Raw genomic sequence first — 14,163 nt, 5'->3', positions numbered from 1 at the left:
CGCAGTCGGGGCAGGGCTAGGGTCTAGAGGTTGGCGAGGAGTTCGTTGATGCGGTGCTCGGCGTCCCTGAGCGCCCGGTCAATGGATTTCTGGCCGGTAATGGCGGCGGCGGTTTCCTCGCCGATAATGTTCTCGATCGGGTATTGCCGGCGGATGCTGCGGGGCAGGGTTGCGCCGGTTTCGGCAATGCGGGCGTAGGCCTCCCGGTGCGGCAGGGCACGGAACTCCGGGCTCAATAGAATATCGCGGAACACCGGCAGGTGGCCGGTGCGCGCCCAGTCGCCGTCGTGCTCGGCCAGGAAACGCATCAGGCGCAGCGCAGCCGCGCGCTGCGCCGAGGTGCGGTGCTTGTTGACCGGCATCACCCAGTTGTGGCCGTCGATGAAGGTCACGTCCGGCCCGCCGAACAGCTGAGGGTAGGGGCGCACCGCATAGCCGCCGGAAAGCGGGCGGTCCGTTTTCTTCGTCTCCGCGTCGAACGTGCTCACCATCCACGTGCCGGTCAAAAACACGCCGCCGCCGCCGTTGAGGAAGGAGGCGGTCGCCGCTGAATAGTCCTGGTTCCGGGTGGTGAGGTCGCGCCGGTAGATCTCGCGGTACAGCTCCAGCACCCGCCGGGCTTCGGGCGTTTGCAGTTTTATGTGGCGGGCGTCGGTGAATGGCTCGGCGCCCTGCTGCATCAGGCCGGTATAGAAGTTCCGGGCAAAGGCCGCATATTCGTTGGCCATGATCTGCACGAAATAGGGCTTGCCGGTGGCGCGTTTGAACTGCTCGGCCTGCGCCAGCAACTCCTCCGGGGTGCGCGGCAGGATCGGCTGGCCGTCCGCCTGCACCAGTCCCGCTTTCCTGAACAGCCCCATGTTGATGTGCCACAGCATCGACCAGCTGTCGAACGGCAGGCCGTAGATTGCGCCATCGATGGTGACGGCCTGCCGGGCAGCCGGGCTGAAGCGCGCGGGGTCGATGCCTGCCTCGCGCAGCGCGCCGTCCAGCGGCTCCAAAAGCCCGCGCGCCTGGTAGTCCGGGATGACCGAGGCGTGCATGGTAACCAGATCCGGCTCGTCGTTGGCGGCAAGCTGGGCGGTCAGCTGGTCATAGCCCGGCCAGTAGACCGTGTTCACCCGCACGTGGATATCCGGGTTTTCCGCCTCGAACCGGTTGATGAGCGTGGTGATGATGCCGCATTCGTCGTCGGCCGCGGCAACGTCGGTCACGCCGCCGAACTCAGCCTCGCATGAACCGAACACCCGTTGCAGGGTGATTTCCGTCTTGCCGTCGGGCGTTCCGTCCGAGCAGGCGGCGGGCAGCAGGAGCGCAAGGGCGGCCACAAGGCGAAGGACAGGTTTCATCGCCCGGCCGCTCCCGCCACTGCCTGCACCACGTATTTCTGGAAGAACAGGTAGACGAGCAGGATGGGCAGCCCGGCGAATACCGCCTGCGCCATGAGGTAGCCGAGCCCTTCGGTTTGCGCGAAATTCACTTGCGAGGAGGCAATGCCCACGGTCAAGGTGAACATCTCCCGCTTGGTGGCGGAGATGAGCGGCCACCAGTAGTCGTTCCAGGCGGTGATGAAGGTGAAGATGCCGAGCGTTGCCTGCGCCGGGATGGTGAGCGGCAGCAGCACCTTCCAGAAAATCTGGAAGCGCGAGGCCCCGTCCAGCAGCGCCGCCTCGTCCAGTTCCCTCGGGATGGCGCGGAAATACTGGGTCATCAGGAATACGCCGAAGGGCACCGAAAGGCCGGGCAGGATGAGCGCCCCGTAGGTGTTGTGCAGGTCAATGGCGCTGAACATCTGATGCCGGGCGAGCAGCACCGCCTGTTCCGGAATGGCAAGGCCCATCAGCACGAACACGAACAGCCAGTTCCTGCCCGGAAACTCCAGCCGCGCGAAGCCATAGCCCGCCAGCGAGGAGAGGATCAGCACGCCTGCCGTCATGCCTGCTGAGACGACGAGGCTGTTGAACACCCAGCGGAACACGCCCGAGCTGCCGATGATGGCGGCGTAGTTCTCCAGCGTGTAGGGCGCACGGAAGACGGAGCTGGTATCCGCCATCAGCTCCGCGTTGGGCTTCAATGACAGGCCGAGCACCCACAGCATGGGCAGCAGCATCAGCACCGCCGCCAGAATGACGAGCACGGTGCCGATGCTCCGGGTTGCGCGGTAGCCCGTCATCATCGGCCCTGCTCCTTGCGGCCGATAGTGAACTGGGCGATGGCGGCAATGAGGATCATCAGGAACAGCACCTGCGAGGCGGCGGCCGCATAGCCCAAGTCCCAACGACGGAAGCCGGTCTCGTAGATGAACAGCACGATCGGCCGCGAGGCGTTGTTGGGCCCGCCCAGCGTCATCAGCTGCGCCTGCCCGAACAGCTGGAACTGCAGGATGACCTGAATGACGATGACGAGAAACACCGTGCGGCGGATGGAGGGCAGGGTGATGTTCCAGAGCGTGCGCCACGGCCCGGCGTTGTCGAGCGCGGCGGCTTCATAGATGTCGCGCGGCACCTGCTGGAGCGCCGCCAGAAACAGCATCATCGGCAGGCCGATGCACCACCAGATGGTGGTGATGGCGATGGCGGGCAGGGCGAGAGTCTCGTTGTTGAGGAAATTGATCGGCCCCGCGCCGAACATCTCCCGCACCTCGGCGATCATGCCGCCTTCGGGAATGAACACCATGCGCCAGATGAGGGCGACGATGGTGACCGAAAGCACCGTCGAGGAAAAGAAAACCGCCCGCAAGATAGCCGAAAGGCGGGTTTCCCGGTTCAGCGCCAGGGCCAGCAGCAGGCCGATGATGGTGAGGGCCGGCACGGTCAGCACCACGAAGGAGAGGGTGTTGAGCACGGTGCCGAGGAACACCTTGTCTCCCACCAGCCGCGCGAAATTGTGAAGGCCCACAAACCGTTCGACGCCGAACAGGTCCGCCTTGAACAGGCTGAGCCCGATGCCCTGCAGCAAGGGGTAAACGAGAAGTGCAAGATAAACGGCAAGGAAGGGGAGGACGAACAGCAGGTTCTTCCACTCGCCTGCAAAAGCCTTCCGGGCGATGGCCGGAACGGTTGCGGGACGGGGCATGGCGAGCGCCTCAGGCATGGCAGGCGGCTGCCGGTTCAAGGCTGTCCGCATGGTGGGCGCGGCCGTTTTCCTCGAACAGGTGCAGGCGCGCATTGCGGAAGCCAAGGCCCACCGCATCGCCTTCAACGGCGCGGCTCGCGGCGGCGTCCTCTGCCACCACGGAGGTGCCGTCCGCCAGTTTCACGTAGAGAAGCGTGCGGTCGCCCAGCCGCTCCACCACTTCCACCTGGCCGCGGGTGTCGCCTGCTTCCGGCGCGGTCACCATAATCTGCTCGGCGCGCACGCCCAGCCGGTAGGAGGTGGTGGAAGGCAGGCGGGCCGGGTTGAACCCGGCGGTTATCTTTGCGCCGTCGCCCAGCGTCAGGGTCAGCGGGCGCATGCCATCAGCGGCGATGGAGACCGGAATGAGGTTGATTTTGGGCGTGCCGACGAAGCAGGCGACGAACTCGGTTGCCGGCCGGTCGTAGATCTCCATGGGCGTGCCGATCTGCTCGATCTTCTGGGCATTCATCAGCACGATGCGGTCCGCCAGCGTCATCGCCTCGATCTGGTCGTGGGTGACGAACACCATGGTGGAGGCCATGCGCTGGTGCAGGCGGGCCAGTTCCACACGGGTGCGCCCGCGCAGCGCGGCATCGAGGTTGGAGAGCGGCTCGTCGAACAGGAACAGCCTGGGCTCCTTGACGATGGCCCGGCCGATGGCGACGCGCTGACGCTGGCCGCCCGAAAGCTGGGTGGGGCGGCGGTCCAGCAGCTGGCCGATTTCCAGCATGGCGGCGGCGTTTTCGATGCGCCGGCCGATCTCGGCCTTATCGACGCCCACGTTCCGCAGGCCAAAGGCCATGTTCTCGCGCACGCTCATGTGCGGGTAGAGGGCATAGTGCTGGAAGACCATGGCGACGCCGCGCTCGCCCGGCGGCAGGGTATCGACCCGTTCGTCCCCAATGCGGATTTCACCGCCGTCGATGGTCTCAAGCCCCGCGATCATGCGGAGCAGGGTGGATTTGCCGCAACCCGAGGGGCCGAGGATCACCAGGAATTCGCCGGAGGCGACGGTCAGCGACAGGTTGTCGATGACCGTGTTGCCGCCGAAGCGCTTCACGATATTGCGTAGCTCGACCGAAGCCATTGAGTCCTCCCCTCCTCAAAGCTTCACGCTGGCCGCCGCCGCGGAAGACGGCGGCCAGCGCTATGGGGTGGCGCTTAGCGCGCCGAGGTCGTGAGGCGGAAGGCCATCTTGTGGTGATACTCCTGGCCCGGATTGAGGCGGGCGTTGGGGAAGTTCGGCTTGTTCGGCGAGTCTGGGAACACCTGCGGCTCAAGCGCGATGCCATCGCCCTGGCGGTAGATGTGGTTGCTCTTGCCGATCATCGTGCCGTCGATGAAGTTACCGGCATAGAACTGCACGCCCGGCTGGTTGGTCAGCACTTCCAGCACGCGGCCCGAGGCCGGATCTTCCAGCCGCCCGGCCAGGTGCATCTCATCGCCCGACGACTTGCCGTTCAGCACGAAGTTGTGGTCATAGCCGCGGCCGACCACGATCTGGGGGTCGCTGGCGTCGCGGATGTCCTTGCCGACCACGCGCGGCTTGCGGAAATCGAACGGCGTGCCTTCAACCGGCCGCAGTTCGCCGGTCGGAATCAGCTCCGCGTCCACCGGCGTGATGTAATCCGCCGGGATGGTGAGCACATTGCCCATCGCGCCTTCGGGCGAGCCTTCACCCGCCATGTTGAACAGGGCGTGATTGGTGAGGTTGACGATGGTCGGCTTATCCGTCTTGGCGCGGTAGTCGATGGTCAGCTGGTTGTTCTCATCGAGCGAATAGGTGGCGGTTACGGTCAGCGTGCCGGGATAGCCTTCCTCGCCGTCCGGGCTGGTGTAGCCGAAGGTGACGCTGGCAACCGGGCCGCTCTTCACGTCCAGCACCTTCCACACCCGCTTGTCGAAGCCCTTGGGGCCGCCGTGCAGGGCAGCAACGCCATTGTCGTTCAGCGCCAGCTGGTAGGACTTGCCGTCGATGGTGAACTTGCCCTTGCCGATGCGGTTCGCATAGCGGCCGACGGAGGCGCCGAAATAGCTAGCGTTCTTCTCGTAGGCGGCGGCATCCTTAAAACCCAGCGCGATATCGGCCATCTTGCCGTCGCGGCCCGGCGCGATCAGCGACTGCAGGGTCGCGCCATAGGTGATGATGCTGGCGGAGACGCCGTTCTTGTTCTTGAGCGTGATGGCCTCGATGGCCTCGCCCGTTGAAATCTTGCCGAAGGGTGCGCGCGCAGCTTCTGCGCCGATGGCCTGTCCAGAAAAGGTCATGAGCATGGCTCCAAGCATGATCGGAGCGGCGAGGGCATTGCGATTTGCCATAATTCTTGTCTTTCTCCCCGTGCACGGTTCGTTGACTCGCGCTTCAACAGCATTTACTCAGACAATTAAAAGAAATGCAACCCCGCACAGCGCAAGGGATTGGGGAGAAGTAGAATATGCCAGTGGTTCCTGGAATGACCACAGTTAATAGCGAGCAAGGCGCCAGCGGAGGGTCGACCTACCGCGCCGCTTTGATTTTGCTCGCAAGTTTGTTTTTCATGTGGGGCTTCGCGACAGTCCTCAACAACACGCTGTTGCCTCACCTGCGCTCGGTTTTCGAGCTGAGCTACACCCAGACCACCCTCATCGAATCGGTGTGGTTTATCGCCTATTTCGTCGCCTCGCTGCCGGCGGCCAAACTCATCGAGCGCATCGGCTACAAGAAGGCCATGGTCGCTGGCCTCCTCACCATGGCGGTCGGCGCGCTGCTGATGCTGCCGGCCTCGCAGATTCCGTCCTATCCGTTCTTCCTGTCGGCGCTGTTCATCATCGCCTCGGGCATCACCATCCTGCAGGTGGCGGCCAACCCGTATGTGGCGGTGGTCGGTCCGGCTGAGACCGCATCCTCGCGCCTGAACCTCGTCCAGGCGTTCAACTCCATGGGGACGACGCTGGCCCCGCTGTTCGGCGGGTATCTCATCCTCGCCCGCAGCGCCTCCGGCTCGGCCGAGGGCGGCGAGGCGACCCTCACCGCCGCCGAGCGTCTGGCCGATGCCCAGTCGGTGCAGCTGCCCTACATCCTCATCGCCGTGGTGCTGGCCGTCATCGCCATCATCATCGCGCGCTTCAAGCTGCCGGATTTCGCGCCGTCGTCGCGCCGCGCAGCGGCTGAAGAGCGCCAGTCGCTCTCGCTGTGGAAGCACCGCAACCTGGTGTTCGGCATTCCGGCCATCTTCATCTACCTGATTGCCGAAATCGGCGTCTCCAACCTGTTCATCAACTTCGTCTCGTCGCCTGAGATCGGCAATCTCAGCCATGCCGAAGCCTCCCACTACCTCTTCCTGCTGTGGGGCGGCATGATGGTGGGCCGGTTCCTCGGCAGCTACATCATGCGAAGCGTCAAGCCGGAAACCGTGCTGGCCTGGGCGAGCATCGGCGCCTTCATCGTCATGCTCATCACCGCCTTCGGTTCGGGCAAGCTGGCCATGTGGTCGCTCATCAGCGTCGGCCTGTTCCACTCCATCATGTTCCCGACCATCTTCACCCTCGGCATTCGCGGCCTTGGCCCGCTCACCGAGGAAGGCTCGGGCCTCCTCATCATGGCGATCGCGGGCGGCGCGCTGGTCATCGCGCAGGGCTGGCTGGCCGACCACTTCGGCCTGCAGGCCTCGTTCCTGTTGCCGGCGGTGTGCGAACTCTACGTGCTGTTCTATGCGCTCTGGGGTTCCAAGCCGACCCATGCTCTTGAGGAGCATAGCCTGGACAAGGCGTAACACGACAACCGCCCACCTTTCCCACCTCTTGGGCGGGAAGGCACGGCGGGTCTCCACTCCCTTGGCTTCAGGGAAGGGCGCGGTCAGCTGGCCGCGCCCTTTTTGCTTACCTGCGGGTGAGGGCCGCCAGCCCTTTGAGCAGCGCCGCATGGAACCGGTCGGGCGCTTCCACCTGCGGGGAGTGGCCGAGGTCCGGGAACTCTACCAGCGTGGCGTCGGGAATGGTCTCTGCCGCGCGGCGCGCCAGCGCCGGATAGTTGCCCAGCCGCTCGGCCACCTCTTGCGGGGCACGGCTGGCCCCCGGCGCGGTGCGGTCGAGCCCGCCGATCAGCAGCAAGGTCGGGGCCTTGATGCGGCCGAACTCATGCACCACCGGCTGGGTGAACAGCATGTCGGTGGTCAGCGCCTGGCTCCACGCCACCTGCTGCTGGCCGGGTCCGCGGTACATGCCCGCCAGCATATTGACCCACCGGTCGTACTCCGGCTTCCAGTTGCCGTGGTAGTAGAAGCGCATCTGGTAGGCCTTGATGCTCTCGAAGCTGGTTTTCAGCTCGTTTGCGTAATTCTGGTCCACCGTGGCGTAGGGCACGCCTTCGGCCTGCCAGTCCTCCAGCCCGATGGGATTGACCAGCACCAGCTGCTCCGTCGTCTCGGGGTAGGCCAGCGCGAAGCGGGCGGCCAGCATCCCGCCCATGGAGTGGCCCACGATCACAGCCTTTCCCACGCCCCGCGCCTTCAGCAGCGCCTGCGTGTTGGCGGCCAGCTGGTTGAAGCTGAACTGGTAGCGCTCAGGCTTCGATGACTTGCAGAAGCCGATCTGGTCCGGCGCGATCACCCGGTAGCCCGAGGTGGTGAGCGTTTTGATCGTTGCCTCCCACGTCGCGCCGCAGAAGTTCTTGCCGTGCAGCAGCACCACCGTGCGGCCGTTGGCCTGCCCGGCGGGGGCGATATCCATGAACGCCATTTCCAGCTTTTGCCCCTGGGAGGAGAAGGCGAAGCGCTCCACCGGGTAGGGGTAGTCGAACCCCTCCAGCCTGGGGCCGTAGGCGGGCGTGTCGGCAACCGCGGGGGCAGCGCTGGCGAGAATGGCGATTGCAGGGGCGAGCAGCAGGGCGGCGGCAAGATGTTGCGGCATGGGAAGGTCTCCGTCAGCTTGCAGTCAGGCTGCTGACCGCATAGCAGGTGCAAGAGAGGCCAGGAAGAAAGAGGCGCCATCATGCGGCTGCTGCTGGTGGAAGACAATGACCGCTTGGCGGCCCTGATGGCCGGGGGGCTGCGGGATGCCGGGTTCACCGTCGACTGGGCGGGGCAGGCGGAAGCGGCCCGTGACCTGCTCGCCAGCTATGGCTACGATCTTGTGGTGCTTGATCTCGGCCTGCCCGACGAGGACGGCGAGACCTTCATCCGCGCCCTGCGGCGGGACGGGCAGACGATCCCCGTGCTGGTGGTCTCGGCCCGCAACGGGCTTGATGATCGGGTGCGCGGCCTGAATTTGGGGGCGGATGATTTTCTGGTGAAGCCCTTTGCCATGCCCGAGCTGGTGGCCCGCGTGCGCGCGCTCCTGCGCCGGCCGGAGACCTACCTTGCCTCCATCATCGAGGTGGGGGATATCCGCTTCGACACCGCCTCCCGCAGCGCGGAGGTTGCCGGAAAACCGGTCGCGCTCGCCCGGCGGGAGCTGACCCTGCTCGAATTGCTGCTGCGCCGGGCCGGGCGCACCGTGCCGCGCGCGGCCATCGACGATGCCCTTTACGATGCCGAGCAGGATGTCACCCCCAACGCCATCGATGCCGTGGTCTCGCGCCTGCGTCGCCAGTTGCAGCAGGCGGGGTCCGGCGCGCGCATTCATGCGGTGCGGGGCGTCGGCTATTTTCTGGAAGCCTGAGAATGGCGCGCCGCATCTCCACCCTGGCCCAGCGGGTCGCCCGTCAGCTGGCGCTGGCGGCGGTGATCGCCGTTGCCATCCAGTCCGTCTGGGCGGTGTGGAGCTACCAGACCCCCGACGAAATCGGCGAACTGGAGGAGGATGCGGTTGAATGGGTGCTGGATGCTCTCGGCGCCCGCTTGCAGCCGGACGGCACCATCGATGACTTTCACCCCGAACGTTATGATTTCGCGGCTGTGCGCTATGCCATTGTCAATCCGGCAGGGGCCCGCGTTGATGGCGACCTGACGGTGAAGCCTGACCTGTTGCGGCAGGTGCGGCGTATCCATGAAATCTTCCTGGTGGACGAGCATGCCGGTGGCAACCGCTGGCTGGGCGCGCGGCGAATGCGGACGCGCGATGGCGCGCTGCTCATCATCCTGGCGGAAGTCCACTTCCGCCCCGGCGTCTACCCGCTCAACATCCTGGTGGCGGAGGTGCTGGAGACGGCCCTGTTCCCCACGCTTCCCGTCATCGTGCTGATGTATCTCGTCGGCGTGCTCGCCATCCGGGGAGCCTCGCCGGGCTCAAGCGGGCGGCGCGCGAGGCGCGCGCGCTTGATCCCCAGCAGCGCGGGCGGCGCCTGTCGGAAGCCGGTCTGCCCCTTGAGGCGCTCAGTCTGGTCAGGGCCGTCAACCGGGGCATCGCGGCGCTGGAGACTCAGCTGGCCGAGCAGCAGGCCTTCGCGGGCGAGGTGGCGCATGAATTGCGAACGCCGCTCGCCATCATGACGCTGGAGCTGGAGCGGCTGGAAGGCCCGGTGGCCGGGCGGCTTCGCGGCGACGTGGCGGCGCTCTCCCGCCGCATCGATCAGCTGCTCGCCTCCGCCCGGGCCGGGGCGCTGCGGCTCGACGGCACGGAGCGGGCGGACCTTGCCGACATCGCCGCCGAAGTGGTGGGGCGCTACGCCCCTATCGCCATGGGGCGCGAGATAACCCTGGTTCTGGAAGGCGAGGGGCCGGTGCCGGTCATCGGCGATGCCACCGCCATCGGCGCCGCGCTGCTCAACATCCTGGAAAATGCGGTGCGCGCCTCGCCTGCGGGCGGCACGGTGCAGGTGATCGCCGGGCCGGGGCCGGAACTGATAGTGGCGGATAACGGGCCGGGCATCGCCCCTGACGTGCGGGAGCAACTGTTCGAGCCCTATAAGCGCGGCGATGCGCGCGGGCCTGGCGCGGGGCTGGGGCTGTTCATCGTCCGCCGCACCATGGAGGCGCATGGCGGTGCAGTCCTGCTGGTGGGCCGGCCCGAAGGCGGCACCCGCGTTATCCTGCGGTTTCGCAGCGCCCATCGTTAAAAGGCGCAGCTTGTCAGGGTTCCGTCATGAGCCGGCGCTAGATCGGCCCCATGAGCTTGAGAATCTTCGCCTTTCTACCGAACCGCCGTGCCCTGCTGCTGGCGGCCGTCCTGTGCGCCTTCAACCTGTGCGTTGCCGCGCCGGCGCAGGCGCAGGAGGCGCCCCCGGTTGGGCAAACGCCGGCCGCTCAGGAGGCCGCGGCTGTGGCCATTGCGGCGCAAAACAAGCGGCGCGGCATCATCGCCGCGGCGGATGAGTTTTTCGGCGATGTCAGCCACGGCGTTGCCGAGGCCATCGAGAAGGCCGCCGCTGATCTCGGCGTGCCCACCGGCTACATCGCGGGTGAGGAGGTGAGCGCCGGCTTCATTGGCGGGCTGCGCTACGGCTCGGGCACGCTGGTATTTACCGATACGCAGGAACGGCACATCTTCCAGCGCATCTATTGGCAGGGCCCCTCCGTCGGCGTCGATGTCGGAGCCAACGTCTCCAAGGTGTTCATCCTCGTCTACAACCTGCGCGACCTCGAGGACATCTACGGGCGCCGCCCCATGGCGCAGGCCGGGGTCTATGTCGGGGCCGGCGGCGATGTCGGCGTGGATCACCTCAAGTCGGTCACCCTCGTGCCGGTTTACAGCGGCGTCGGCGTGCGGCTTGGCGCGCGGCTCGGCTATGTCAAAATCACCCCCAAACGCCAGTGGTTCCCCCTATGATGCTCTCCCCCGTCATCACGCCGGCGCGCGTCTGCTCCGGGCCGGATCTTGCCATTCTCGTCTATGATTTTCGCGGCAGCGGCGTCGTTCGCAATGCGCTTCGCATCGCCGCCGCCGCAAGCGCGCGCGGGCTGAAGGCCCAGCTGTGGGTGGTCCGCGCCGAGGGCGCGCTTGAACAGGAAGTGCCCCCAAACGTCGAGGTGCTGGCTCTGGCCGAGGCCAATCCCCTGCTCAGGCGCTGTCGTCACAGGGCGCTGGCCATCTTCATGGCGGCCGGCGCGCTCGGCCAGGCGCTGAAGCGGCACCGGCCGCAGGTGTTGCTCTCCAGCGGCAACCACGTGCATTGGCTGGCTGCCCGCGCCAATGCGTTGGCCGGCCATCCCTGCCGCCTCGTCATGCGCGCCAGCAATGACCTGTTCCACCGGCAGGGCAGGCCGCTTGCGGCGGTGGGCGAGGCGCTGCGGGCGCTTGTGGCCCGCACTCTCATGCGCCGGGTGTTTGGGCAGGCCGACCATGTGGTCGCTGTCTCGCGTGATCTTGCCGGGCAGATGCGCCGCGCCCTTGCTCTGGATAAGGTATCGGTCGTGCCCAACGGCGTGCCGTGCGACTGGACGCAGGCGCGGGCGGCAGCGCTGCTGGATGATCCCTGGTTTGCGCCCGATGCGCCGCCGGTCATCCTCGGCATCGGGCGGCTGGCGCGGCAGAAGAATTTCCCGCTGCTGCTGCAGGCGTTCGCCCGCCTGCGCCAGACGCGCCCCTGCCGCCTTCTCGTTCTGGGCGAAGGTTCCCACCGGGCGCGGGCAGGATTGCTGCGGGAGGCGGAGCGGCTGGGCATCGCAAGCGACGTGCGGCTGGCCGGGTTCGACCCCAACCCCCACCGTTATCTCGCCCGCGCTGCCCTGTTCGTGCTGGCGTCCTCGTGGGAAGGGGCGAGCAACGCCCTCCTCGAGGCGCTGGCCTGCGGCTGCCCGGTGGTGGCGACAGACTGCCCCACCGGCCCGCGCGAGGTGCTGGCCCACGGCCGTTTCGGCCCGCTGGTGCCGATCAACGATGCGGATGCGCTTGCCGCCGCGATGGACTGGCGGTTGGCCCAGCCGCGCGAGTCCGGGCTGCTGCGGGCCCGCGCCCGCGCGTTCGATGCGGAGCGGATGCTGGATGCCTACGTCACCCTGCTGGCCCGGATGGCCGGGGGTCGGCTGGCGTCGGCCGCCACTGGCAGCCGGATCAGCCGTCCGTCGTTGGGCACCCCGCAGGCCCGGTTCGATTGGCGGGCTAGGGGCATACTGGCTTTTCAGCGCAGGCTACACCGCTGCCCGACGGTCATCCGGCAGGTCGCTCGGGTAGCCGCCGTGCAATGTAAGCAAGTCGGTCGCGAAGGCCTCCGGCGTCACTGCCCGGCGCAGCAGGCCGTCCCCCTCCGGCGAGAGCCCCAGCTTGGCGAGCACGGCTTGCGCCGCGCCGTTGCGGTCGGTACGCCGGAAGTTGATCTCCAGGTGCCGCGCCTGCCAGCCGGGGCGGCGGGTCAGGTGATGCAGCAGCGCCTGCTCGATGAACTTGCCCTGCACCCGGCAGGAGAGCATCAGATCTTCGATCCGCACGCCGTCCTCTATGATGCGGGCGAGGCAGAAGCCCACGATGCCATAGTCCCCATAGCGGTCGGCGCAGCGAATGACGTAGCGCTCGCGCGTCGGGTCGGCGAGGATCGCGGTCATCTTCTCCCGGCTGTATTTACGGCCTGAAAAATTCAGCTGGTTGGTGCGCTGCGCCAGTTCGCAGATGCGCTCCAGATCTTCGGGCCGGTCGGGCCGGATTTCAACGGTTATCGCGCAGGCGCGCAGGAAATCCAGGTAGTTCGGCCCAAAGGCCTCGGCGGCGGACTGGCGCGCCATTGCCTGCCGGTACAGCGTCCGGCGCAGGCGGGATTCAGCCGTTACCGCCCCTTGCAGGCGGGGGTGGTCCGGCAGCGTTGCCAGGGCGCTGTCGGGCAGAACCTCCACCTCCGGCAGGGCGCCGGCCACTTCATCCCGCTCGAAGGGGCTGTCGTCGATAAACATTAACGCATCGATGCCGATGTTGAGGTTCCTGGCGATGGAGCGCAGGCCTTCCGACTTCGGGCTCCAGTCGATGGCCGGGAACAGCAGATAATCCTCAATGCCGAACTCGCGCAGCTGGGTCATTGCCTCGTCGTGGGCGTTCTTGCTGGCAACCGAAATCAGAATGCCGCGCTCATCGAGCCGGCGCATCACCTCCAGCACGTCGGCGCGCAGCCGCACCGGGCCTTCCAGCAGCACCCCATCCCACAGGGTATTGTCGAGATCAAAGACCACGCACTTGACCGCCGGCGCGGCCGCCCTGGGCTTTGCCATGGCAGCGGTCGCGCTGGGCTCCGCTGCCTGGTACTGCACAAAGTCGAGCGTCAGGAAAACAAGGCGCGCGCCGTCGTCGTCCTTGGGGGAGGGGCCGCTCGGCGTCAGCGCAATGCCGAAGGGCAGGCGCGAAGCGATCAGATCGCGGAATGCCTCGCGCGGCAGGTCCTCGCGGAAATATCCTGGCTTGACCTGCAATTTTCGCAATACCGGCGCGGGCAGCTGGTCCGGCCGCAGCGTGCGCCCGATTTTCGAGCGGTCGACGATCATCGACAATTGTAGGGCGACGGTCGCACTGGTCGGGTTATAGATTTCAATAACAAACGCGTCCGGCATGTGGCGCAAGCTGTTGCGCTTGTGCAAAAAGGCGTTCAGCCGTTCCAACAGGGCGAAGGTGATGTAGGCCCAGCGGATATCCCTCGTCGCCCGGCTCGCAAGCCGCCCCAGCCCGTTGGTTGCCGGGGCGAGCAGCTGCACGGCGCGCTCGAGCGCACGCGTCCGCCGCTCGGGCAGCAGGGCGGCGTTGCCGCGCGCTTCGAGCTTGCCCCAGCGTTTGAACGTGATCTCCGCGCCATAGCCGGCGGCGGAGGCAAAGGCGCGGTTTTTATAAATGCCATATTTGAAGCGCCGGCAGCGCTGGTCGGGCCGAGCCTGGTAGAGGTCGCACGTGGCATAGCAATCGGGCGCCGCGCACTCGATGCAATGCTCGCTCCACAGCAGGAAGGCGCGCCTCCGGCCGCCCTCGAACGGCGTATAGGGACCATCCGGCCGGGCAGGGGCGCCGTGCCGCTTCTTCTCATATTTATCGAGTTCGAACATTTGCTCACCTGCCATGCAGTTGTTCCGGCCGGCTCGGCTTCCGCAGGGCGCCGTTGCCGGTCAGGCGAAAGCAAACGCCAGGCGCAAAAATTACAGACGCGGGGGAAAGCACAGGGTGAGACGGTGACAGACTGGCCGCGGCATGGGCACGTGACCCTGTAAGCATCCGTTATTGATA

12 protein-coding genes and 1 pseudogene are annotated in these 14,163 nt (G+C 66.5%); 6 read left to right on the top strand and 7 right to left on the bottom strand.

Annotated elements, in window-relative coordinates; translation table 11 throughout:
* Nucleotides 1-23 precede the first annotated feature (23 nt).
* The 5 genes from L0C21_RS16560 to L0C21_RS16540 form a co-directional block, all read right to left on the bottom strand.
* A complete protein-coding gene (locus L0C21_RS16560) occupies nucleotides 24-1,349 on the bottom strand; it encodes an extracellular solute-binding protein (RefSeq protein WP_259279499.1) in 1,326 nt (441 codons plus the stop codon).
* Nucleotides 1,346-2,176, bottom strand: a complete 831-nt coding sequence (locus L0C21_RS16555; RefSeq protein ID WP_259279498.1) for a carbohydrate ABC transporter permease — start codon at nucleotides 2,174-2,176, stop codon at nucleotides 1,346-1,348. The genes L0C21_RS16560 and L0C21_RS16555 overlap by 4 nt, the downstream gene beginning before the upstream one ends.
* A complete protein-coding gene (locus L0C21_RS16550) occupies nucleotides 2,173-3,075 on the bottom strand; it encodes a carbohydrate ABC transporter permease (protein WP_259279497.1) in 903 nt (300 codons plus the stop codon). Before L0C21_RS16550 ends, L0C21_RS16555 begins: the two co-directional genes overlap by 4 nt.
* Nucleotides 3,076-3,085: 10 nt before the next feature.
* Nucleotides 3,086-4,204: an ABC transporter ATP-binding protein gene (locus tag L0C21_RS16545; protein ID WP_259279496.1), complete on the bottom strand. Its 1,119-nt coding sequence runs from the start codon at nucleotides 4,202-4,204 to the stop codon at nucleotides 3,086-3,088.
* A gap of 74 nt (nucleotides 4,205-4,278) precedes the next feature.
* Nucleotides 4,279-5,436, bottom strand: coding sequence for an aldose epimerase family protein (locus L0C21_RS16540; protein WP_374940278.1), 1,158 nt, complete (start codon nucleotides 5,434-5,436; stop codon nucleotides 4,279-4,281).
* A gap of 134 nt (nucleotides 5,437-5,570) precedes the next feature.
* Here L0C21_RS16540 and L0C21_RS16535 point away from each other — a divergent pair, with 134 nt between their 5' ends.
* Nucleotides 5,571-6,869 carry a sugar MFS transporter gene (locus tag L0C21_RS16535; protein ID WP_259279495.1) on the top strand — a complete coding sequence of 433 codons (1,299 nt, stop codon included), beginning with the start codon at nucleotides 5,571-5,573 and terminating at the stop codon, nucleotides 6,867-6,869.
* 106 nt (nucleotides 6,870-6,975) lie between these two features.
* Here the strand turns inward: L0C21_RS16535 and L0C21_RS16530 are convergent, their stop codons facing one another.
* The gene (locus tag L0C21_RS16530) at nucleotides 6,976-8,004 is read right to left on the bottom strand and encodes an alpha/beta fold hydrolase (RefSeq protein ID WP_259279494.1); all 1,029 of its coding nucleotides are present in this window, start codon (nucleotides 8,002-8,004) and stop codon (nucleotides 6,976-6,978) included.
* A gap of 81 nt (nucleotides 8,005-8,085) precedes the next feature.
* Between L0C21_RS16530 and L0C21_RS16525 the strand changes: the two genes are divergently transcribed.
* The 5 genes and pseudogenes from L0C21_RS16525 to L0C21_RS16505 form a co-directional block, all read left to right on the top strand.
* Nucleotides 8,086-8,754, top strand: a complete 669-nt coding sequence (locus L0C21_RS16525; protein ID WP_259279493.1) for a response regulator — start codon at nucleotides 8,086-8,088, stop codon at nucleotides 8,752-8,754.
* Nucleotides 8,755-8,756: 2 nt separating this feature from the next.
* A complete protein-coding gene (locus L0C21_RS16520) occupies nucleotides 8,757-9,524 on the top strand; it encodes a hypothetical protein (RefSeq protein ID WP_259279492.1) in 768 nt (255 codons plus the stop codon).
* Nucleotides 9,500-10,090, top strand: coding sequence for a sensor histidine kinase (locus L0C21_RS16515; protein WP_259279491.1), 591 nt, complete (start codon nucleotides 9,500-9,502; stop codon nucleotides 10,088-10,090). Before L0C21_RS16520 ends, L0C21_RS16515 begins: the two co-directional genes overlap by 25 nt.
* Nucleotides 10,091-10,140: 50 nt before the next feature.
* On the top strand, nucleotides 10,141-10,800 hold the full coding sequence (locus tag L0C21_RS16510) for an EipA family protein (RefSeq protein ID WP_259279490.1): 660 nt from the start codon (nucleotides 10,141-10,143) through the stop codon (nucleotides 10,798-10,800).
* Nucleotides 10,797-11,891, top strand: a pseudogene (locus L0C21_RS16505) (glycosyltransferase); the annotation flags it as partial. The gene L0C21_RS16510 and the pseudogene L0C21_RS16505, both read left to right, overlap by 4 nt.
* A gap of 210 nt (nucleotides 11,892-12,101) precedes the next feature.
* Here L0C21_RS16505 and L0C21_RS16500 read toward each other — a convergent pair.
* Entirely contained in the window at nucleotides 12,102-14,000 is a 1,899-nt protein-coding gene (locus L0C21_RS16500) for an HAD-IIIC family phosphatase (RefSeq protein ID WP_259279489.1), read from the bottom strand.
* Between the last annotated feature and the right edge of the window lie 163 nt (nucleotides 14,001-14,163).

This window comes from Pedomonas mirosovicensis, from assembly GCF_022569295.1.
Classification (GTDB): domain Bacteria; phylum Pseudomonadota; class Alphaproteobacteria; order Sphingomonadales; family Sphingomonadaceae; genus Pedomonas; species Pedomonas mirosovicensis.
The sequence above is the reverse complement of the archived record's forward strand: the minus strand, read 5'-3'. Positions and strand labels throughout refer to the sequence as shown.

Coding starts and splice junctions, on each gene's coding strand:
- L0C21_RS16560 (WP_259279499.1), bottom strand. CDS start 1,349: ATGAAACCTGTCCTTCGCCTTGTGGCCGCCCTTGCGCTCCTGCTGCCC.
- L0C21_RS16555 (WP_259279498.1), bottom strand. CDS start 2,176: ATGATGACGGGCTACCGCGCAACCCGGAGCATCGGCACCGTGCTCGTC.
- L0C21_RS16550 (WP_259279497.1), bottom strand. CDS start 3,075: ATGCCCCGTCCCGCAACCGTTCCGGCCATCGCCCGGAAGGCTTTTGCA.
- L0C21_RS16545 (WP_259279496.1), bottom strand. CDS start 4,204: ATGGCTTCGGTCGAGCTACGCAATATCGTGAAGCGCTTCGGCGGCAAC.
- L0C21_RS16540 (WP_374940278.1), bottom strand. CDS start 5,436: ATGGCAAATCGCAATGCCCTCGCCGCTCCGATCATGCTTGGAGCCATG.
- L0C21_RS16535 (WP_259279495.1), top strand. CDS start 5,571: ATGACCACAGTTAATAGCGAGCAAGGCGCCAGCGGAGGGTCGACCTAC.
- L0C21_RS16530 (WP_259279494.1), bottom strand. CDS start 8,004: ATGCCGCAACATCTTGCCGCCGCCCTGCTGCTCGCCCCTGCAATCGCC.
- L0C21_RS16525 (WP_259279493.1), top strand. CDS start 8,086: ATGCGGCTGCTGCTGGTGGAAGACAATGACCGCTTGGCGGCCCTGATG.
- L0C21_RS16520 (WP_259279492.1), top strand. CDS start 8,757: ATGGCGCGCCGCATCTCCACCCTGGCCCAGCGGGTCGCCCGTCAGCTG.
- L0C21_RS16510 (WP_259279490.1), top strand. CDS start 10,141: ATGAGCTTGAGAATCTTCGCCTTTCTACCGAACCGCCGTGCCCTGCTG.
- L0C21_RS16500 (WP_259279489.1), bottom strand. CDS start 14,000: ATGGCAGGTGAGCAAATGTTCGAACTCGATAAATATGAGAAGAAGCGG.